The 19,662-nt window shown below is 72.3% G+C and carries 14 protein-coding genes and 1 pseudogene; 8 read left to right on the forward strand and 7 right to left on the reverse strand.

The window, feature by feature from the left end; genetic code table 11:
• Window positions 1-154 precede the first annotated feature (154 nt).
• On the forward strand, window positions 155-1,564 hold the full coding sequence (locus OHT01_RS25590; protein ID WP_328555459.1) for an APC family permease: 1,410 nt from the start codon (window positions 155-157) through the stop codon (window positions 1,562-1,564).
• A gap of 75 nt (window positions 1,565-1,639) precedes the next feature.
• Here OHT01_RS25590 and OHT01_RS25595 read toward each other — a convergent pair whose 3' ends face one another.
• The gene (locus OHT01_RS25595) at window positions 1,640-2,050 is read right to left on the reverse strand and encodes a GNAT family N-acetyltransferase (RefSeq protein WP_328555460.1); all 411 of its coding nucleotides are present in this window, start codon (window positions 2,048-2,050) and stop codon (window positions 1,640-1,642) included.
• A gap of 116 nt (window positions 2,051-2,166) precedes the next feature.
• Between OHT01_RS25595 and OHT01_RS25600 the strand changes: the two genes are divergently transcribed.
• The 4 genes from OHT01_RS25600 to OHT01_RS25615 all read left to right on the forward strand — a co-directional run bounded on the left by OHT01_RS25600 (window position 2,167) and on the right by OHT01_RS25615 (window position 9,583).
• Window positions 2,167-4,851, forward strand: a complete 2,685-nt coding sequence (locus OHT01_RS25600; RefSeq protein WP_328555461.1) for an alpha/beta fold hydrolase — start codon at window positions 2,167-2,169, stop codon at window positions 4,849-4,851.
• Window positions 4,848-5,711, forward strand: coding sequence for an ABC transporter permease (locus tag OHT01_RS25605; RefSeq protein ID WP_328555462.1), 864 nt, complete (start codon window positions 4,848-4,850; stop codon window positions 5,709-5,711). The genes OHT01_RS25600 and OHT01_RS25605 overlap by 4 nt, the downstream gene beginning before the upstream one ends.
• Before the next feature lie 159 nt (window positions 5,712-5,870).
• On the forward strand, window positions 5,871-7,496 hold the full coding sequence (locus OHT01_RS25610) for a vWA domain-containing protein (RefSeq protein ID WP_328555463.1): 1,626 nt from the start codon (window positions 5,871-5,873) through the stop codon (window positions 7,494-7,496).
• Window positions 7,497-7,663: 167 nt separating this feature from the next.
• Window positions 7,664-9,583, forward strand: a complete 1,920-nt coding sequence (locus tag OHT01_RS25615) for an AMP-dependent synthetase/ligase (RefSeq protein ID WP_328555464.1) — start codon at window positions 7,664-7,666, stop codon at window positions 9,581-9,583.
• 148 nt (window positions 9,584-9,731) lie between these two features.
• Here OHT01_RS25615 and OHT01_RS25620 read toward each other — a convergent pair whose 3' ends face one another.
• Both OHT01_RS25620 and OHT01_RS25625 read right to left on the reverse strand, forming a co-directional pair.
• Window positions 9,732-10,139: a rodlin gene (locus OHT01_RS25620; RefSeq protein ID WP_328555465.1), complete on the reverse strand. Its 408-nt coding sequence runs from the start codon at window positions 10,137-10,139 to the stop codon at window positions 9,732-9,734.
• A gap of 212 nt (window positions 10,140-10,351) precedes the next feature.
• Window positions 10,352-10,762, reverse strand: coding sequence for a rodlin (locus tag OHT01_RS25625; protein WP_328555466.1), 411 nt, complete (start codon window positions 10,760-10,762; stop codon window positions 10,352-10,354).
• A 650-nt stretch (window positions 10,763-11,412) separates the two neighbouring features.
• Between OHT01_RS25625 and OHT01_RS25630 the strand changes: the two genes are divergently transcribed.
• Together OHT01_RS25630 and OHT01_RS25635 are read left to right on the forward strand one after the other, a co-directional pair.
• Window positions 11,413-11,670 carry a chaplin gene (locus OHT01_RS25630; protein ID WP_328555467.1) on the forward strand — a complete coding sequence of 86 codons (258 nt, stop codon included), beginning with the start codon at window positions 11,413-11,415 and terminating at the stop codon, window positions 11,668-11,670.
• Window positions 11,671-11,777: 107 nt separating this feature from the next.
• The gene (locus OHT01_RS25635) at window positions 11,778-12,761 is read left to right on the forward strand and encodes a chaplin (RefSeq protein ID WP_328555468.1); all 984 of its coding nucleotides are present in this window, start codon (window positions 11,778-11,780) and stop codon (window positions 12,759-12,761) included.
• 208 nt (window positions 12,762-12,969) lie between these two features.
• On the opposite strand, the gene OHT01_RS25640 is transcribed toward OHT01_RS25635, so the two are convergent.
• Both OHT01_RS25640 and OHT01_RS25645 read right to left on the reverse strand, forming a co-directional pair.
• Window positions 12,970-14,241: an FAD-dependent oxidoreductase gene (locus OHT01_RS25640; protein WP_328555469.1), complete on the reverse strand. Its 1,272-nt coding sequence runs from the start codon at window positions 14,239-14,241 to the stop codon at window positions 12,970-12,972.
• Window positions 14,241-15,692, reverse strand: a complete 1,452-nt coding sequence (locus tag OHT01_RS25645) for a carboxylate--amine ligase (protein ID WP_328555470.1) — start codon at window positions 15,690-15,692, stop codon at window positions 14,241-14,243. Before OHT01_RS25645 ends, OHT01_RS25640 begins: the two co-directional genes overlap by 1 nt.
• A 189-nt stretch (window positions 15,693-15,881) precedes the next feature.
• Between OHT01_RS25645 and OHT01_RS25650 the strand changes: the two are divergent.
• Window positions 15,882-17,216 (forward strand): annotated as a pseudogene (locus OHT01_RS25650) (glycosyl hydrolase); the annotation flags it as partial.
• A gap of 658 nt (window positions 17,217-17,874) precedes the next feature.
• Here OHT01_RS25650 and OHT01_RS25655 read toward each other — a convergent pair.
• Both OHT01_RS25655 and OHT01_RS25660 read right to left on the reverse strand, forming a co-directional pair.
• Complete coding sequence (locus OHT01_RS25655; protein ID WP_328555471.1) at window positions 17,875-19,005, reverse strand: GNAT family N-acetyltransferase; 1,131 nt, start codon at window positions 19,003-19,005, stop codon at window positions 17,875-17,877.
• Entirely contained in the window at window positions 19,002-19,658 is a 657-nt protein-coding gene (locus tag OHT01_RS25660; RefSeq protein ID WP_328555472.1) for a lipopolysaccharide biosynthesis protein, read from the reverse strand. Before OHT01_RS25660 ends, OHT01_RS25655 begins: the two co-directional genes overlap by 4 nt.
• Between the last annotated feature and the right edge of the window lie 4 nt (window positions 19,659-19,662).

A 19,662-nucleotide genomic window follows, 5' to 3' on the forward strand; every position in this document is an offset into this window, starting at 1 on the left:
TTGCGGATTCCGTAGGTGAACGGCCATTGACGCAACGGTTTCCGTCAAGGTTCCATCAGCGCGGGAGCGGACGAGAAGAAGTACGACGCGAGCCGCCGGAGGCGATATCGCTCCCGCCCGAACACCTGACGCACGAGTCGATCGGAACCGCTTCATGACCGACACGCTCCGCCCTGTCGAGACCGCCGTCCTGGATTCCGCCCCAACGGCCACAGGGAACCCGAAGACGCTCAAGCGTTCCATCGGCGTCGTCGGCGGCACCCTGCTGACGTTGTCCTGCGTGACCCCGGCCTCGACGCTGTTCGTGGTCATACCCGACCTCTTCGGCTCACTCGGCACCGCGACCGCCCTCACGATCGCGATCGGCTCGCTGCTCTGTATCGCCGTGGCGTTCTGCTATTCGGAGCTGGGCACCCTCATCCCCAGCGCCGGCGGCGAGTACGCCATGGTCTCCACGATGGCCGGACGGCTCGCGGGCTGGCTCGTCTTCGTGATGTCGCTGCTGGTGGTCATGATCGTCCCGCCGGTGATCGCCATCGGCACAGCCGACTACCTCGCCCCGTTGGTGCACCTCGACCCGGCGATGACCGGCGCCGGAGTGATGCTGCTGGCCACCCTCGCCGGACTGCTCGACCTGCGCGCCAACGCCTGGATCACCGGCATCTTCCTGGTCCTCGAAGTCATCGCCGCCGGTCTGGTGGCCCTGCTCGGCTTCACGCACAGCCACCGCGGCCTGGGCAGCCTCACTTCCATGCAGGTCGCCGGTACCGGCGGGCACACCGACCCCGTGACGGCCATGCTCGTCATCTCCGGGCTCGCCATCGCCCTCTTCGCCACCCAGGGCTTCTCGACCGCCGTCTACCTCTCCGAGGAACTGGAGAACCCACGGCGCAACGTCGCCCGCACGGTGCTGGCCACCCTCGCCATCTCCACGGTCGTCATCCTGGTCCCGGTCGTCGCCATCACCATGGGCGCCTCCGACATCAAGGAGCTCACCGGCGGCGACATCAGCAGCATGGTCACGGCCTGGTCCAACTCCGCCGTCGGCACCTTCGTCAGCCTCTGCGTCGCCCTCGCGATCATCAACGCGGGCATCGTCATGGTCATCCAGAACTCGCGCGTCCTGTTCGCCTCGGCCCGTGACAAGGCGTGGCCCGAGCCGGTCAACAACGGCCTGTCCAAGCTCGGCCGGTTCGGTTCCCCCTGGGTCGCCACCCTGCTGGTGGGCGTCCCCGGCGCCGCCCTCTGCTTCGTCAACCTCGACACCCTGTACGGCGTCACGGGCGTGGCGGTGACCGCCATGTACCTGCTCGTCGCGGTCGCCGCCCTGCTCGCCCGGCGCGGCCACCACCGCCACACCCCCGCCTGGCGGATGCCGCTGTGGCCCGCGATGCCGATCCTGCTGATCGTGGTCCTCGCCTACGTCCTCACCCAGCAGGAGACGGTCTACCTGGTGTGGACCGGCGGCATCACCGCCGTCGCCACCCTCTACTGGGCCTTCTACCTGCGGCCGCGCCGCGACACCCGCTGGCTGGTGTCGATCCCGGAGGACGCGCAGGCGTAACGACGCGGCCCGTACGGACGGGCCCGGCCCGGAAACGCCGGACCGCCCCGCCCCGCCCCGCCCCGCGCCGAAGCCTCAGCCGAAGTCCCACGTCACCACCGTGCACGTCCCGTCGTCCTCGCCACCCGCGCTGCGGTACGTGGCGAGGGCGACGTCGTTCCCGGTGTCCACCCCCACCCACATCCCGTAGCAGCCGCGCTCCCGGGCCAGCGCGGCGAGTTCGCCGATCAGTGCCCGCCCGGTGCCGCGCCGCCGGAACGGCTCGGCCACCGCCAGCTCGTACAGGAACATCTCGGCGCCCTTGTCGGGATGGACCGTCTCGACACCGCTGACGAAGCCGACCGGGACCTCGCCCTCGTAGGCCAGGAACAGGTGATGGCCCTGCGTGTCCAGGAACCGCCGGGCCCACTCGGGGCGCACGGGACGGTCGAAGAGGTACTCGGCGGCGGTCAGTTCCCCGACGGTGGCGGCGCGGCGGATCTCCATGGGGCGTTCGTACCACGGACGCGGTATGCGGGACCGGTGCCGTACTCCCGTGGGAGGGGTGCGGGTTCACCCCGGCGGCTGCCCCGGTTGTCGGTGGGCGCCCGTACCGTTGAGGCATGGATCTTCGACTGCCCCGGCCGCGCGGGCCGCGCCGGGGGCAACTCCCCGCTCGCACGACGGCGCGAGCCCGCGGGAGATGGGCGGCCGCCGCCGCGGCCCTCGTGCTGCTCGCCGGCGCGGGCACCTGGACGGCCGTCGCCTCCGACGACGCGCCCGCCGTGCACCGCGCCGACCGCGTCATGACCATGGGCGGCGGAGTGCGGATCGACACCTCGTACTTCACCGCCGGCCCCTCCACCGTGCGCCGCCCCGCCGTCCTCCTCGCGCACGGCTTCGGCGGCAGCAAGGCGGACGTACGCGACGAGGCGCAGAAGCTCGCCCGCGACGGATACGCCGTACTGACCTGGTCCGCGCGCGGCTTCGGCAGGTCCACCGGAAAGATCGGGCTGAACGACCCCAAGGGCGAGGTCGCCGACGTCTCCCGGCTCATCGACTGGCTCGCCCGGCGCCCCGAGGTCCGGCTCGACAGCGGCGGCGACCCCCGCGTCGGCGTGGCGGGCGCCTCGTACGGCGGGGCGATCTCCCTGCTGGCCGCCGCCGACGACCCGCGTGTCGACGCCATCGCCCCCTCGATCACCTACTGGAACCTCGCGGACGCCCTGTTCCCGAACGGCGTGTTCAAGAAGCTCTGGGCGGGGATCTTCATCAACTCCGGCGGCGGCTGCGCGCGGTTCGAGCCCGAACTGTGCGCGATGTACAACCGGGTCGCGGAGTCCGGGAAGCCGGACGCGGCGGCGGTGAAGCTGCTCCAGGAGCGCAGCCCCTCGGCCGTCGGCGACCGCATCAAGGTCCCCACCCTCATCACCCAGGGCCAGTCCGACTCCCTCTTCCCGCTCGGCCAGGCCGACGCGATGGCCAGGGCGATCAAGGCCAACGGCGCACCCGTGGACGTCGACTGGATCTCCGGCGGGCACGACGGCGGCGACATGGAGACCGAACGCGTCACCTCCCGCGTCGACTCCTGGTTCGACCGCTACCTGAAGGACGACAAGGGCGCCGACACCGGACCGGCCTTCCGCGTCACCCGCACCGGAGGCGTCGACTCCACCGACGGCGCCGCCCTGCTGCGCGGCGCGAGCGCCGCCACCTACCCGGGCCTGGACAGCGGCCGGCACGCCCTCCCGCTCACCGGCCGCGAACAGAGCTTCCAGAACCCGGCGGGCGCCAGTCCGCCCGCCATCTCGGCCCTGCCGGGACTCGGCGGCGCGGGCGGCCTCGCCCAGCTCTCCACCCTCGGCGTCGGGATCTCCCTCGACTTCCCCGGCCAGTACGCCCGCTTCGAGTCCGCGCCGCTCCACGCCGACCTGGCGGTCACCGGCTCGCCGACCGTGACCGTGCACGTCCGGTCGAGCAGCGGCGAAGCCGTCCTCTTCGGGAAGGTGTACGACGTCGGCCCCGGCGGCACCCAGCAGGTGCTGCCGTCGCAGCTCGTCACCCCGGTCCGTGTCGAGGGCGCGAAGAGCGGCAAGGACGTGTCCCTCACGCTCCCCGCCATCGACCACGAGGTCCGGAAGGGCCACCGGCTGCGCCTGGTCCTCGCCTCGACCGACCTCGGCTACGCCTCCCCGGCGGCCCCGGCGACGTACACGGTGTCCCTCGGGAGCGACCTCCGGGTGCCCACGGCCCCCGGCGTGACGACCGCCGCCACGCCGCTGCCCGCCTGGGTGTGGTGGCTGCCGCTCGCCGGCGCGCTCGCCGCCCTGGCCCTGCTCGTGACCGGCCGCCGCCGCACCGCGGCCCCGGCCCCCGACCCCGGGCTGGCCGACGTCCCGCTCCAGATCACCGGCCTGAGCAAGCGCTACGCCAAGTCCGCCGACCGGTACGCGGTGCGCGAGCTGTCGTTCCGCGTGGAGAAGGGCCAGGTCCTCGGCCTGCTCGGGCCGAACGGCGCGGGCAAGACGACCACCCTGCGCATGCTCATGGGCCTCATCACGCCGGACGACGGCGAGATCCACGTCTTCGGGCACGCGATCCGGCCCGGTGCGCCGGTCCTGTCCCGGGTCGGCGCGTTCGTCGAGGGCGCGGGCTTCCTCCCGCACCTCTCCGGCCGCGAGAACCTGGAGCTGTACTGGCTGGCCACCGGACGTCCCCCCGAGGACGCCCACCTGGAAGAGGCCCTGGAGATCGCCGGACTCGGTGACGCGCTGGCCCGCGCGGTACGCACCTACTCCCAGGGCATGCGCCAGCGCCTGGCCATCGCCCAGGCCATGCTCGGCCTCCCGGACCTGCTGATCCTGGACGAACCGACCAACGGCCTCGACCCGCCACAGATCCGGGAGATGCGCGAGGTGATGATCCGGTACGCCGCCGCCGGCCGCACGGTCATCGTCTCCAGCCATCTCCTCGCCGAGGTCGAGCAGACCTGCACCCACCTCGTGGTCATGGACCGCGGCCGGCTCGTCCAGGCGGGCCCGGTGTCCGAGATCATCGGTTCCGGCGACACCCTGCTCATCGGCACCGGGTCACCCGTCGACGAGCCGGTCGTCGAGAAGGTGGGCGCCCTGCCGGGTGTGGTCTCGGCCGTCGCGACCGAGGACGGACTGCTGGTCCGCCTCGACGACGGCGGCAGCGCACAGCGCCTGGTCGTGGAGCTCGTCCGCCTCGAAGTACCGGTCGCGTCGGTGGGACCCCACCGCCGCCTGGAAGACGCGTTCCTCACCCTGATCGGAGGTTCCGCATGAGCACGCTCCTGGAGCGGACCGAGACGGCGGACGGGTACCGGGCGCGCCGCACCCTGCCGCTGCGCGTCGAACTCGTCCGCCAGCTCAAGCGCCGCCGCACCCTGGTGATGGGGGCGGTCCTCGCGGCCCTGCCCTTCGTCCTGCTCGTCGCGTTCACGATCGGCGGCCGGCCCGGCGAGCGCAACGGCCGGATCACCCTGCTGGACACGGCCACCGCGTCGGGCGCCAACTTCGCCGCGGTGAACCTGTTCGTGTCGGCGGGCTTCCTCCTGGTGATCCCGGTCGCGCTGTTCTGCGGCGACACCGTGGCCTCCGAGGCCGGCTGGTCCTCCCTGCGCTACCTGCTGGCGGCCCCCGTGCCCAGAGCCCGGCTGCTGTGGTCCAAGCTCACCGTCGCGCTCGGACTCAGCCTCGCGGCGATGCTCCTGCTGCCGGTCGTCGCGCTGGCCGTGGGCACCGCCGCCTACGGCTGGGGCCCGTTGGAGATCCCCACCGGCGGCGCGCTCTCCGCCGGTACCGCCGCCCAGCGGCTGCTCGTGGTGATCGCGTACATCTTCGTGTCCCAACTGGTCACCGCGGGGCTCGCGTTCTGGCTGTCGACGAAGACGGACGCCCCCCTCGGCGCGGTCGGCGGCGCGGTCGGCCTGACCATCGTGGGCAACGTCCTGGACGCGGTCACGGCCCTCGGCCACTGGCGCGACTTCCTGCCCGCGCACTGGCAGTTCGCCTGGGCCGACGCCGTCCAGCCGACCCTGGAGTGGAAGGGAATGATCCAGGGGTCGGCCGTTTCGGTGACGTACGCGCTCGTCCTGTTCGCCCTGGCCTTCCGCGGCTTCCGGCACAAGGACATCGTGTCGTAGGTATCCGGAGGGTCACCCACCGGTCTCGACGGGCCGCCGCCGTGGCCGCTTCGCAATCCTTCCGCAACGCATCCGAGCGCTCGTCCCGGCCCCCTCGGCCGTCACAGTCACACATGTCGGCCCACACAAGGGCCGTACGCCGAGGGGGCATAGATGGGGATGAACCACATACGGACGGCGGTCGACGCGGGCCGAGGCCGCCCACGCGGCGGCGCGCGGACGGCGACCCGCAGAAGGTTCGGCGGCTCGCTGCTCGCCCTGGGAGTGGCGGGCGCGGTGCTGCTCACGGGATGCGGCGCGGGCGGCGGCAACAACTCCTCGAACGGCGCGGACAAGTCCGGGGGCCGCAACCTCCCGCTGCCCGCGCCCGTCCAGCCGACGGGCGGCACAGCCAGGGGCGACCAGCAGGGCGAGCAGTCGGACGCCCCCGATGCCGGGCCGTCGCCCGACTACCTCTCCACCTTCGCCCTCGACGTCGACACCGCGTCGTACGGCTACGCCCGCCGCACCCTCGCGGGTGGCCGCGTCCCCGACCCCGGGACGATCCGCCCGGAGGAGTTCGTCAACAGCTTCCGCCAGGACTACCGGCGCCCGGAGGGCAACGGCTTCACGGTCACCGTCGACGGCGCCCGCACCGACGACGGACGCTGGTCCCTCCTGCGGGTCGGCCTCGCCACCCGGACCGGCGAGAGCGAGAGCGAACGTCCGCCCGCCGCCCTGACCTTCGTCATCGACATCTCGGGTTCCATGTCCGAGCCGGGCCGTCTCGACCTGGCCCGGGAGTCCCTCGACGTGATGACGGACCGGCTGCGCGACGACGACTCGGTCGCCCTGGTCACCTTCAGCGACGAGGCCAGGACCGTGCTGCCGATGACCCGGCTCGGGGACCACCGCGGCCGCGTTCACCAGGCGATCGACAGTCTGGAGCCGACCGACTCGACCAACCTCGGCGCGGGCGTGAAGACCGGGTACGCGACCGCCGTCGAGGGCTTGCGCAAAGGGGCCACCAACCGGGTCGTCCTGATCTCCGACGGCCTCGCCAACACCGGTGACACGGACGCGGACAGCATCCTCGAACAGATCTCCTCCGCCCGCCGCGAGCACGGCATCACGCTCTTCGGCGTCGGCGTCGGCAGCGACTACGGTGACGCCCTCATGGAGCGCCTCGCCGACAAGGGCGACGGCCACACGACGTACGTCTCCAGCCGCGACGACGCCCTCACCGTCTTCTGCGACCAGCTTCCGCGGAACATCGACCTCACGGCCCGCGACGCCAAGGCGCAGGTCGCCTTCGACCCCGAGACCGTCGAACAGTTCCGGCTGATCGGCTACGACGACCGCAAGGTCGCCGACAAGGACTTCCGCAACGACCAGGTGGACGGCGGCGAGGTGGGTCCAGGACACACCGTCACCGCGCTCTACGCCGTCCGTACCCGCCCCGGCGCCTCCGGTCATCTGGCCACCGCGACGGTCCGCTGGCTCGACCCCGACTCCCGCGCCCCGCACGAGGCGTCGGGCAGCCTGGAGACCGGCGCGCTGAGGTCCGGAATCTGGGCCGCGTCCCGCTCCTTCCAGGTCACCGCCGTGGCCGCCTACTTCGCCGACGCCCTGCGCTCGGGCGACGCCCGCTGGAGCTCGCTGCCCGGTGCGCTCCCGCTCCGTCAACTCGCCTCGCACGCCCGCGCTCTGGCGACGGACACCGAGGACAGGGATGTCGCGTCCCTGGCCACCGCCATCCGCCAGGCCGACGACCTGGACATCTGCTCAGGCGACTGCCCGAAGTAGCCGCTCACGCCTGCTCACGCCTGCTCACGCCTGCTCCCGCGCCGGCCCGCGCGGGAGCGCCTGGCGCGGACCGGGCCGCCGGTGACGGATCGCGTGCGAACCATTGAAAATCTGTTACGCACGGGTAAGTTGACTCGGCAGTAAGAACCCTGCGACCGGGAGCCGTGATGGGCGTACGCAAGGATCTGAGACGGGCGAAGCGGCACGCCGACCTGGCGGGCCGCAGCCGGGTGGACCTGGTCAGGGACGGGAGCGGTACGGTCCGCGAGGCGCGTACCGCCCCCCTCGCGCCCACCCCCGCCACCGGCAGCACGGCCGACCTGCCCTTCACCAACGCGGCCGAGGCACCCGACGCCGTCGTGCTGCGCCGCCCGCTGAACGGCGGCTGGGCGCCGGTGACCGCGGTCGCCTTCGCCCGCGAAGTCACCGCGACCGCCAAGGGGTTGATCGCGGCCGGCCTCGAACCCGGCGGCCGGGTCGCGGTGATGTCCCGTACGCGCTACGAGTGGACGGTCCTGGACTTCGCCGTCTGGGCGGCCGGCGGCCTGACCGTCCCGGTCTACGCGACCTCCTCGGCCGAACAAGTGGACTGGATCGTCCGGGACTCGGGCGCCCGCTTCGTGATCGTCGAGACACCCGAGAACGCGGAGACCGTGGCCGCGGGCGTCACCGGTCACCCCCGACCTCCGCGTGTCTGGCTGCTGGACGCGGGAGCCCTAGCCGAACTCGCCTCCCTGGGACGGGAGATCGCCGACGAGGAGGTCACCGAGCGCCGGGCGGCGCTCGGCCCCGCAACGGTCGCGACGATCTGCTACACCTCCGGGACCACCGGCAGGCCCAAGGGCTGTTTCCTCACCCACGCCAACCTGTACGCCGAGGCCGCCAACACGGTCGAGCTGCTGCACCCCGTCTTCCAGCAGGTCACCGGCCGGACCGCCGCGACGATCCTCTTTCTCCCGCTCGCCCACATCATGGGCCGCACCCTGCAGATCGCCTGTCTGATGGCCCGCATCGAGCTGGGCCACTGCCCGAGCATCAAGCCGGACGAACTCCGGCCCGCCCTGCGGGAGTTCCGGCCGACCTTCCTGGTCGGCGTCCCGTATCTCTTCGAGAAGATCCACGCCACCGGGCGCGCGACCGCGGAGAGGATCGGCCGCGCCGCCTCCTTCGACCGCGCGCACCGCGTCGGCGTGCGCTTCGGAGCGGCGTATCTGAACCGGTTCCTCGGCACGGGCAAGGGCCCCGGGCCCGGTCTGTACGCGGCCTGGGCGCTGTACGACCTGCTGGTCTACCGCCGTATCCGCAAGGAACTCGGCGGCCGCGCGCACTACGCCATCAGCGGCGGCTCCCCGCTCGACCGCGACCTCAGCCTCTTCTTCTACGCCGCCGGAATCATCGTCTACGAGGGCTACGGCCTGACCGAGACGACCGCCGCCGCCACCGTCGTCCCACCCCTCGGGCCCCGCCCCGGAACGGTCGGCCTGCCGGTCCCGGGCGCCGCCGTCCGGATCGCCGACGACGGGGAGGTCCTCATCAAGGGGGCTGTCGTCTTCGGTGCCTACTGGAACGACCCGGCGGCGACCGACGCCGTGCTGACCGACGGCTGGTTCGCGACCGGCGATCTCGGCGCCCTGGACCAGGACGGCTATCTCACGATCACCGGCCGCAAGAAGGACATCCTCATCACCACGGGCGGCAAGAACGTCTCGCCCACCGTGCTGGAGGACCGGCTGCGCAGCCGGGCGCCGGTCGGGCAGTGCCTGGTCGTCGGTGACAACCGCCCGTTCGTCGCGGCCCTGATCACCCTGGACACCGAGGCGCTCGCGCACTGGCTCGCCGTCCGCGGACTGCCCGCCCACACCCCGCTGTCGGAACTCGTCCGCGACCCCCGGATGCGCGCCGATGTCCAGAAGGCCGTGGACCACGCCAACGCGGCGGTCTCCCGGGCCGAATCCATTCGCGAATTCACGCTGGTGGAAGGCGAGTTCAGCGAGGACAACGGTCTGCTCACCCCGTCGCTGAAGGTACGGCGGCACGCGGTGGCGGCGGTGTACGCGGCCGAGATCGAGGCGCTGTACGGGAGTTGAGAGACCTGGACCCCGGACGCCGTCGAAGCGCCCGCCCCGGACGCCGGACGGGCGCCCGCCCCCGGTGCCGGGCGGACCCGCGCCCCTCACACGGGAACAGCGGGCCGCTCCGAGGAACGACCCGCTGTCCGTGCTGCCCGAGGGGGGATCAGCTGTGGCTCGCGCCGTTGCCCGACAGGACCGGGATGTTGTCCGCGATGTGCGACAGCGGCTCGTCACCCTTGGCCTGGGTGGAGTTCTCGGTGCACTGCTGGTTCTGCGGGGCCGACAGGATCGGCACGTCCTGGACGGCGACCGGGATGAAGCCGATGAGCGATCCGGCGTTGACCTTGGCCGGCAGGCCGACGCAGGGCTTGTTCAGGGAACCCTGAACCAGGGAGAGCTGGGGGCTCTGGTCACCGAACGTGGCCTGGTTGCCGTACGACTGCTCGGCACCGTTGCCGTTGACGGTGGTGACGCCGCCGTCGTTGCCGATGGCGAGGGCCTGGGGCGCGGCGGCGGCCGATACGCCGGCGATGGAAGCGGCGATGGCCGCGGTCGCCCAGAGCTTCTTCATGTTCGTTCTGCCCTTTCGGAGAGCGGACTCCGACTGGAGCCGCGTCGTGATCGACAATGCTGCGGAGGGTGAGGTTGCGGGGGTGTCCCCCGAATGGCCCGCGGGGTTCCCGGGGCCGGCGCGTCGCCGCCGCTGCCGCCGCTGCCGGCGTGGAGGTGACAGCGGCAGCGGGCCGTCGAACACGCCGACGGCCCGCTGTGTGCGGCGGTGGGTCAGCTGTGGCTCGCGCCGTTGCCCGACAGGACCGGGATGTTGTCCAGGACGTGCGAGAGCGGCTCGTCGCCCTTGGCCTGGGTGGAGTTCTCGGTGCACTGCTGGTTCTGCGGGGCCGACAGGATCGGCACGTCCTGGACGGCGACCGGGAGCACACCGATGAGCGATCCGACGTTGGCCTTCGCCGGCAGGCCGATGCAGGGCTTGTTCAGGGAACCCTGGATGAGCGCGAGCTGCGGGCTCATGTTGCCGTAGGTGGCCTGGTTGCCGTAGATCTGCGAGGCGTCGTTACCGTTGGCGGTGGTGACGCCGTTGTCGTTGCCGATCGCCAGCGCCTGCGGCGCGACGGCAGCCGAGGCTCCGACGACGGAAGCGGCGATCGCCGCGGCAGCCATAACCTTCTTGATCACTTACGGATCCTTTCTGGAGAAACCCCGTCCACCGGAGCGACCTGGACAACTGGGCCCGGTTCGCATGGTTGCTCCGATTCACCCCGATGGCCCATCTGGGCGGTGCGGGCGGTGTGGCGGTCAAATCGTCGGGCCATGGGTTCCGCGAATCCGGACGGGCCGAGCAGCCCGATCGAGTGATGTCACGCAACCGATCCGGCCGACTCCGGTTGAGGGAGAGCAGGAATATCCGTCCCGGGCCGGAAAGGGTCCGGAGAAATGCGACGAGCCGCTCTCGCACGTCGCGGACAGCATCCCGGTCCTGTCGGGCAACGGCGCGAGCCACCGCTGAACCATCCGCCCGGGGCCCCGTCGCACGTCGAGTTCAAGCGGGCGGCCCGGGCCCCGACGCGTGTCTTCTTCGTATGTATGAATTCCGTTCCTGTCGGGTCGGCAGCCATTCCCACCCGGGGTGAAACGCTTCTTCTCCAGAATCGGCGTTTCACCTGTTGTGAAGCTTCCGTGTCGATTCGGCGCAGGGCGATTCGAGTGAATTCCCAATTGGCGTACGTTCCGCAGTTTCTTCGGTCGTCCGTCCCTCGTTTACAGCCTGCAGGTCATGGTGCGAGCCGCCCACGTCGCGCTCGCTCGGTTTCGGCCGACGAAGGGGCATGGCCGCAGAGAAGGGAAAGCATGTGAAGCACAAGAAGAGCGCTGCTGTCGTCGCCGGCGCGATCATGGCTCTGGGCATGGCTGCCCCGGCCTTCGCGGACGCGGGTGCCGAGGGTGCCGCCGTCCACTCTCCCGGTGTCCTCTCGGGCAACGTGATCCAGGTCCCGATCCACATCCCCGTCAACGTGTGCGGCAACTCGATCAACGTGATCGCCCTGCTGAACCCGGCGATCGCCAACCGCTGCGCCAACCACTGACGTTCCGGCACCTCGGCCCCATCTGGCTGTGCCACGGCCGGCCTTGGACCGCCTCGCGGACCCCAAGGCCGGCTTCCTCACTTCTACCAGCAGGAAGACAGACAAGAGTGCGACAGAACCTGAGTAGGGGAGTGGTCCTGGCCGCGGCTGCGACGGGCATCATGTCCCTGTACGCCAGTCCGGCCTTCGCGGACTCGACCGCGACCGCGACCGCTTCGGACTCACCCGGCGTGGTGTCCGGAAACAACGTCCAGGTGCCGGTGAACGTACCGGTGAACCTCTGCGGCAACACGGTCGACGTCGTCGCCGCGCTCAACCCGGCGTTCGGCAACTCCTGTGCCAACGGCTCGGGTTCGCACGTCCGGCACGCCGCACCGCAGCACGCGGCGCCGCAACTCCCCTCGCAGCAGCAGCACCACGCCGGCTCCGGGTACGGCCCGGGATACGGCGGCGCCGATCACACCCGCGGTCATGGCGGCCAGGTCGGTCACCCGGGCGCCGGCTACGGCGGATACGGCGGTTCCGGGTACGGGGACTCGGGGTACGGGGACTCCGGTCACGGGCAGTCCGGGTACGGGGACTCGGGATACGGGGACTCCGGTCACGGTCGGTCCGGGTACGGCGACTCGGGCGCTCACCACGGGGGTTGGGGCGGCTCCTCGTCGTACGGCGGGACGTACGGTTCGCCCGGTGTCCTGTCGGGTAACCAGGTCGGGGCTCCGATCGACGTTCCGGTCGAACTCTGCGGCAACACCGTGGACGTGATCGCCCTGGCGAACCCCGTGTCCGGCAACTCGTGCGGTCATCACCACGGGCCGGACGGCCACGCGACGACCCCGCACCACTGCACTCCGCCGGCGACCCCGCCGCACACACCCCCGCGGAGGGTCCACCAGCACCCGCCGACCCACACTCCGTCCACGCCGATCGTGCACACCCCGCCCGTGACGGTGCACCAGCGGCACACCCCGCCCGCGGCGCTGGCGGAGACCGGAGCCGAAGGCATGCTCGCCAACGCGGCGGTCAGCGCCGCCCTGCTGGCGGGCGGCGCCGTGCTGTACCGCCGCAGCCGCGCCGCGTCCCGTCCGTGACGCCCCCGCCCCGGGTGCCGGACGCCTCCCCGCGTCCGGCGCCCGGGGCGGTCCGCGTGCCGCTGCCCCGGGTGGTCCGCGCTCGCCCGGTATGTGCCGAACGGGCGCTGCGGGCGCCGCTGGTGATCGCCACGAGCCCGGCGGGCACCACGGCGGCCTCTGTCGAGGCGGTCAACACCGTCGTGTTCACGTCGGACCCGGCGCCGGCTCAGCGCCGGGCGCCGAGTCGCAGGTCCGGTCCCTGCCGCCGGCGCTCCCCGGGCGCCGGTACCCGGCCGCCGGCCGGTCCTGTGCGCAGCCGCCGCCGTACGCCGCGCACGAGCATGTCCGCCGTGAAACCGGCACCCTGCACGAAGCGCATGGCCGGACCGAACGCGGAGGCGGTGATCAGCCCCGCCATGAAGAGGCCCGGCACCGACGACTCGAAGTCCCGGCCGATCTCCGGCGGACCGTCGGGCCCCGCCGCCAGACGCACGCGCAGATCGTCGTCGAGCAGGCCGAGCCGCTCGCGCCGCGCCCTGAACCCGGTGGCCGCGATGACATGGTCCGTCTCCAGACACATCGGGGTGCCGTCCCGGTCCACCGTTTCGAGCCGTACGTCGATGCCCGAGGCGTAGGCCGACGTGACCTCGTGCCCCAGCATCACCTCGACGACGGGCTCGACGCGGTCGCGGACCCACCAGGCACCGGCCGGGCCCAGCGCGGTGGCCGCGATCCGCGCCCGGGTGGGTTCCGGCAGCCGGCGGAAGAGGCCGGGGCGCTCGGCGTAGAACCAGTTGCGCCAGCCGCAGCCCAGACCGCTGTGCGGGGCACGGGCGGAGCGGTACCAGGGCCGTTCCCGGGCGGGCGGCTCGTCGTTCCAGCGCAGCCGGTCGGCGCGGACCAGGACCCTTGCCCGGGTGCCCTGTTCGCAGAGCAGGGCCGCCGTCTCCAGGGCGGCCTGACCGCCGCCGATCACCGTGACGTCCCGGCCCCGGAAGCGGGACAGCGAGCTGTGGTCGCTGCTGTGCGACACCTGCTCGGGGCCGAGGCCGTCCAGCGCGGCCGGCACCTCGGCGAAGGGCATCACGCCGACGGCCAGGACGACCGTGCGGGCCCGCAGCACCTCGCCGTCGTCGACCAGCGCCTCGAACCCCCCGGGGCAGGCCCTCACCCGGACGGCCATGCGTTCGTCGACCCCGGGCACCGCGTTGCGGGCGAACCACAGGCCGTACGAGGCGAACAGCTCGACCGGTACCGGCTCGCCGTGCCGGGCCGCCACGCCACGGCCCGCGCAGTACGTCTCCAGACGCCAGCGGCCTTGCGGGTCGGAGAGGCTGGACGCCCACGGCTCCGACTTCAGGAACATCCCGCGGGGCATGTGGTCGCGCCAGGACGCCATCGGGCGGCCGAGGACGCGCAGGCTCAGCCCGGCCGCCGCGGCGTGGGAGGCGATGGACAGGCCGTAGGGGCCGGCTCCCACCACCAGGAGGTCGTACATCAGCAACTGCTCGCTTTCTCGTCGTCGGTACGGGAGGGGGCCGGGGGCCCCTGCGGCCGCGCGTTGAAGGGGGCGGGCATCCGGTCGGAGCGGCGGCCCGAGCCGCGGTCCGCGCGCCGCACCGGTCCGCCGCGCGGTCGTACGACGGCCGAGTCCGTGCTCGCGGCGACCGGTCTCGCCGCCGCGGCACCGGCCGTCTCGGCGGCCGCCGCCCCGGCTGTCCTGGTCGCTCCGGCTCTCCTGGCTGTCCGGACCGCGACGGCGGGCCCGCGCAGCAGGCGGCCGGTGCGCTGTGCCAGGCGCAGCGAGACATGGCGGGCCCACAGGCCCCATAACGCGCGCCCGGGGGCGCGGTCGTCCAGCGCGTGCCAGGCCAGTTCGCGCCCCGCGGACCGGGAGCGCAGCGCGACGAACGGCGCGTAGTTCTCCACCACGAACGTACGACCCGGCACAGGCGCCGGTTCGGGCAGCGGACGGTGGGTCAGATCCAGGTGCAGGGCGCGTACGACGTCCAGGCCCGCCCCGTCCTCGAAGAGCCGGAACTGGGCTCCGGGACGGGGGTTGAAGTCGAGCAGGTGGTAGCGGCCCGTGGTGGCGTCCCGGCGGAAGTCGAGGTCGAAGATGCCCCGGTAGCCGAGGGCACCGATGAGCCCTTCGACCAGGGCCTGGAGCTGCGGCTCGGGCGTCCAGCGGCCGACCGTCGTGAGGCCCGCGCCGCGCGGCCAGGCACGGTTCTTGCGGCCCGTGCCGCCGCCTCGGGTCACGCCGGACCGGTCGACGTAACCGTGGACGAACCAGTCGCGGTCGGGCCCCGGCGGCAGAAAGGCCTGGAACAGCAGCGGGCTGCCGGCCTCGGCGGTACGCAGATACAGGGCCTGCGCCTGCTGCGCGGAGCGCACCACCACCGTGCTGCGCAGGTCCGTTCCGGCCGGGATCAGCCAGGGGCGGCTCCACTTGGCCATCATCGGCAGGCCCAGTTGCCAGGCCGCCGCGGCGGCCTGGGCCGGGCTCCGCGGGATCAGGGTCACCGGGTGCGGAACGCCCAGGCTCTCGCAGACGGTGGCCAGTTCGGCCTTGTCGGCGACGTGTTCGGCGAGGGTGCCGGACCGCGGCGGCAGCAGGTACCCGGCGGCGAGTTCCGTTCGCAGGCGGTTCACCGCGAGGGCGCTCGCGTCATCCATCGGGACCAGTACGGCGGGCCGGGAAACCCGGGCGGCCACTCGGCGCAACACCGCGGCGATCTCCGCGGTGGACGAGCCGGGCGGAGGCGGTGGGTGCATCTCCGCGACAAAGCGCGATCTGCGGACGGGACTTCCCGTGGAATCGGCGACGAGGTGCACCTCCACACCTGCTCTGCCGAGCGAGCGTACGGCCCCGAGAGTTCCGTGGTGAAAGGGATTCCGGTCGATGCGCAGCAGTACGGCGGGGACCCGGTTGTCGAGATTCGGCACGGGTTCTTCCTTCGGATCGGGAAACGGCCAGGAGGAATCGGAACGGACGCGGTGACCGGGTGTGTCACCCGTGCGAGTGATCATCGAGAGCGGGAGACGAAACCCCGGTTGGCTGAACAGGTATTCATATGACTGAGTGTCAGTAATCGGAAAATAACAATCCGAGGATCGAGAAGGAGAGGAGCAGGCATGGCCCCACAGCAGCAGCGGCCCCGGAACAGAAGGCTGGCGTTCGTCGCGGCCGGCATCGTCACGTCGGTCGCCCTTGCGTCTGGTCCGGTCTACGCCGTGGGCGCCGGGGTGGTGCGGGTCGGCGACCCGCCGGCTCCGACACCCACGGCGGTGACACCGCCCGCGACCTCCTCGACCACCGGCGGCGTCCGGACCACGGCTCCGGTCGCACCGGCGGCCTCGGCCCCGCCGTCGGCATCCGCGCCCGCGCGAACCCGGCTGGTCCCGACCGCCGCCGGGCCCGGGCGGCCCGCCGCTCCCGGTTCGACGCCCACGCCGTCCGGCAAGCAGGCCGCCGCGGCACCGCCCGCCTTCGGCGCCTACCTCGACTACGGCGCCGGGGGTATCGCCCGCATCGGGCAGCTCAGCAAGTGGCTGGGGGGTACCGAACTGCGGGTCGGGCACACGTATCTGCCCGGCGACAGCTGGAGCAACATCGAGGGCGATCCCGGCTTCCTGGACGCCTGGGCGGACTGGCGCCGCGCGCGGAGCGACCGGATGCTCGTCCTCAACGTCCCGATGATGGAACGCAACGAGGAGGGTTTCTCCGACGACCAGGTGCGCCTGCTGCTGCGTGAGGCCGCCACCGGAGTCTTCGACCACCACTTCCGCGCACTGGCCGAGCGGCTGGTCGAGCTGAGGGTGCCCGACACCGTCATCGTGCTCGGCTGGGAAATGAACGGCATCACGTACACCCATCGCTGCGGACCCGACCCCGAGGCCTGGAAGACGTACTGGAACAGGATCGTCACCGCCATGCGGTCGGTGCCGGGGCAGAGATTCCGGTTCGACTTCGCCCCGAACCGCGGCCGGGACGGTATTCCCTGGACCCAGTGCTATCCGGGTGACCGTACGGTCGACGTCATCGGCATGGACGCGTACGACCAGCCCTCGGGGCTCTCTTTCGACGAGCAGGTGAAGGAGCCGTACGGGCTTCAGGAACAGGTGGACTTCGCGAAAGCCCACGGGAAACTCATTTCCTATCCCGAGTGGGGACTCTTCCACAACGGCGACAATGTCACGTACATGAAGCGCATGCTCGCGTGGATCGACGAGCACAAGCCGCTGTACAACACGCTCACCGATTACTGTCCGCACGGCGTGTGGCAGTGCGAGGACAATCCGCTGGCGGCCCAGGCGTACCGGGCCGCGCTGTCCGGCCTCACCGAGCCGACCACCGACCCGGCAACCGAGCCGACCGCCGACCCGGCAACCGAGCCGACCGCCGACCCGGCAACCGAGCCGACCGCCGACCCGGCAGCCGACCCGACAACAGGTCCGGCACCGGAGCCGACGTCGACTCCGGATCAGACCTCGACTCAGGTTCCCGAGCCGACTTCGCCCCCCGAGCCCACCTCGACGCCGCAGCCGACGTCCGAGCCCGCCTCCACGCCGCAGCCGACTTCGACGCCGGTCGAGTCCCTGGCATCTGAGCCGACTTCGACCCCGGCCAAGACTCCGCTGCCCGAACCGACTTCGACTCCGGCTTCGAAACCGAAACCCGAACCGAAGCCGACTCCGACGCCCGCCGAGACTCCTGAGCCCGCCTCGACCCCGGCCAAGACCCCGCCCCCCGAACCGACTTCGACCCCGGAGCCGGCCCAGACCCCGGCCAAGACCCCGACCTCCGAGCCGACTTCGAGTCCGGCCGCGAAGCCGGTGCCCGAGTCGGAGCCGACCCCGGCCAAGACGCCCGAGCCGGTCCCGACCCCGACCCCGGCCAAGACCTCGACCCCCGAGCCGACTTCGAGTCCTGCCGCGAAGCCGGCACCCGAGCCGGTTCCGCATGCGACGCCGGATCAGGTCGTGCCGGCGTCCCCGGCCCACTGCGCGCCGCTGGAACTCGGTGACTGGGTGGAGTACTGGATCGGCGGGAAGATCTGCATGCCCGTCGACCTGTCGAGCGACTGGTGGTCGCTCGACTGGTGACACCCCGGTGGCGGCGGGTCGTTCAGGGCCTGCCGCCACCGCGCTCCTTCCAGTTCCGCAGCAACTCCTTGCCCCACCGGCGCGCGGCGACGTCGCCGACGACCGCCGAGATCAGCGGTGCCGTACGCCGGCGGGCGAGAAGAAGCCGCTGGTTGACGACGGGCTCAGGGCGCCAGTGGCGCTTGTAGGGCTCGTCGCCGCGCAGCAGGCTCAGCGTCCCCCGGCCGCCCGACTCGGTGTGCCGGGAGCAGGCGTCGAGCAGTATCACCGCCACGTCCGCCTTACGCTCGCGCAACTGCGGATGGACGCCGTACAGATAGCCGCCCGCCAGGCGCCTGGACAGCAGGGTGAGGTCCACGGCCATCACGGTGTCGTCGAGCCGGAACTCGGTGACCACCGCGTCCCCGGAGCGCACCATCGGGCCCACCGAGCGGACCAGATGCTCCGAGAACCGCTCCTGGAGGTGCTCGGAGGTCACCTTGCGGCCCTCCCACTGCAACCGGTGCAGTTCGAGCAGCCGGCCGAGGGCCGCGTCCACCTCGTCGTGCGCCACCACCCGCTGTTCGATCCCGAGCGCGGTGTGCTTGCGCAGCTTGGCCCGGACGCGCTGCTGGGCCTTCGCCGAGGGGAGGCGGTCCACCAGCTCGTCCATCGAGGTGGCCGGCAGCTCCAGGCACAGGGAGTCCCGGACCCGGCGGCGCGGTCCGCGCCAGTGCTCGTAGACCCGCTCCACCGCGCCGCCGGGGCGGACCTCGCGGAAGTCGATCAGGGCGGTGCGGGCGGCGGCCGACAGCCGTCCGGTGAGCAGCGCCGCGGCCCGGTCGGCGTGCTCGTCGTCGAGGAGCACGTCCGCGTAGTCGGAGATCGCCCCGCCGAGCGGCACGAGCGTCGGCAGCGGGCCGCGTGCTCGCATCAGGGGCGCGACCGCGAGCAGTTCATCGCCCTCGCGCACGACCACCAGACGCAGCCGCCCCGGCGTCCCGTACGACAGCCACCAGGAGTGCAGCCACGCGTGGCTCTGGAAGGCGGTGGCGGCGCCGCACCGGTGGTACAGCCGCTCCCAGGACGCCCCCAGGTCGGCGAACTCCCGCTCCCCGGTGATGAGTTCGACCCGCGCGATGCTCCGTACACCGGCGTGGAGTGTCCCGCTCACAGCTGGCCGTGCACATCGGCGGCGGTGGCCGGGTTCGGCACCGATGCCTGGCGGGCGATGTCGGTGGACCGCCGGGGACGGACCAGCAGGACGAGACCGCCGAGCAGCCCGCCCGCGCTCGCGCCGACCAGACCCGTCACCGTCGGGGACGCCGAGGACGCCGAGACCGGCTTCACCGCGCGGGAGAACGACAGGAGTTCGACGTGGGTGCTCTTCTGGCTCGCGTTGGCGTGCTGGGTCAGTGAGCGGGTGACCGCGTTGGCCATGTCGACGGCCCGGTCGGGGTGCGAGGAGGTGGCCGAGACGGCGACCATCGGAGCGTCCGGGGAGGTCGCCGTCCGCACGCTCGACTCCAGGGTCTTCACCGGCACACCGGCCCACACCTGCGCGTCCCCGAGCACCGCGAGCTGCGTGGCGACCCGGCCGTACGCCTGCGCGAAGCCGAGCGCCGCCGACGGATCGCCCTTCTCCGTCGGTACGACGACGACATAGCTCGTCGCCGTGTACGTGGGGGTCTTCACCACGCCGTACGCGCCGCCGAGCACGCCGCCGAGCACGGCTCCGGCGGCGAGCAGCGACCACGGCGGCATGGTCCTCGCCCGGGAGAGGGCCGATCCCGAGGGCCGGTGGCCCCTGGTGAGGTTTTCGGACATGAGG

Source organism: Streptomyces sp. NBC_00358 (assembly GCF_036099295.1).
Lineage (GTDB): Bacteria > Actinomycetota > Actinomycetes > Streptomycetales > Streptomycetaceae > Streptomyces.

What these genes read in the sequence shown, in the direction of transcription:
- OHT01_RS25590 (WP_328555459.1), top strand. Translation starts at nt 155, where the DNA reads ATGACCGACACGCTCCGCCCTGTCGAGACCGCCGTCCTGGATTCCGCC.
- OHT01_RS25595 (WP_328555460.1), bottom strand. Translation starts at nt 2,050, where the DNA reads ATGGAGATCCGCCGCGCCGCCACCGTCGGGGAACTGACCGCCGCCGAG.
- OHT01_RS25600 (WP_328555461.1), top strand. Translation starts at nt 2,167, where the DNA reads ATGGATCTTCGACTGCCCCGGCCGCGCGGGCCGCGCCGGGGGCAACTC.
- OHT01_RS25605 (WP_328555462.1), top strand. Translation starts at nt 4,848, where the DNA reads ATGAGCACGCTCCTGGAGCGGACCGAGACGGCGGACGGGTACCGGGCG.
- OHT01_RS25610 (WP_328555463.1), top strand. Translation starts at nt 5,871, where the DNA reads ATGAACCACATACGGACGGCGGTCGACGCGGGCCGAGGCCGCCCACGC.
- OHT01_RS25615 (WP_328555464.1), top strand. Translation starts at nt 7,664, where the DNA reads ATGGGCGTACGCAAGGATCTGAGACGGGCGAAGCGGCACGCCGACCTG.
- OHT01_RS25620 (WP_328555465.1), bottom strand. Translation starts at nt 10,139, where the DNA reads ATGAAGAAGCTCTGGGCGACCGCGGCCATCGCCGCTTCCATCGCCGGC.
- OHT01_RS25630 (WP_328555467.1), top strand. Translation starts at nt 11,413, where the DNA reads ATGGCCGCAGAGAAGGGAAAGCATGTGAAGCACAAGAAGAGCGCTGCT.
- OHT01_RS25640 (WP_328555469.1), bottom strand. Translation starts at nt 14,241, where the DNA reads ATGTACGACCTCCTGGTGGTGGGAGCCGGCCCCTACGGCCTGTCCATC.
- OHT01_RS25660 (WP_328555472.1), bottom strand. Translation starts at nt 19,658, where the DNA reads ATGTCCGAAAACCTCACCAGGGGCCACCGGCCCTCGGGATCGGCCCTC.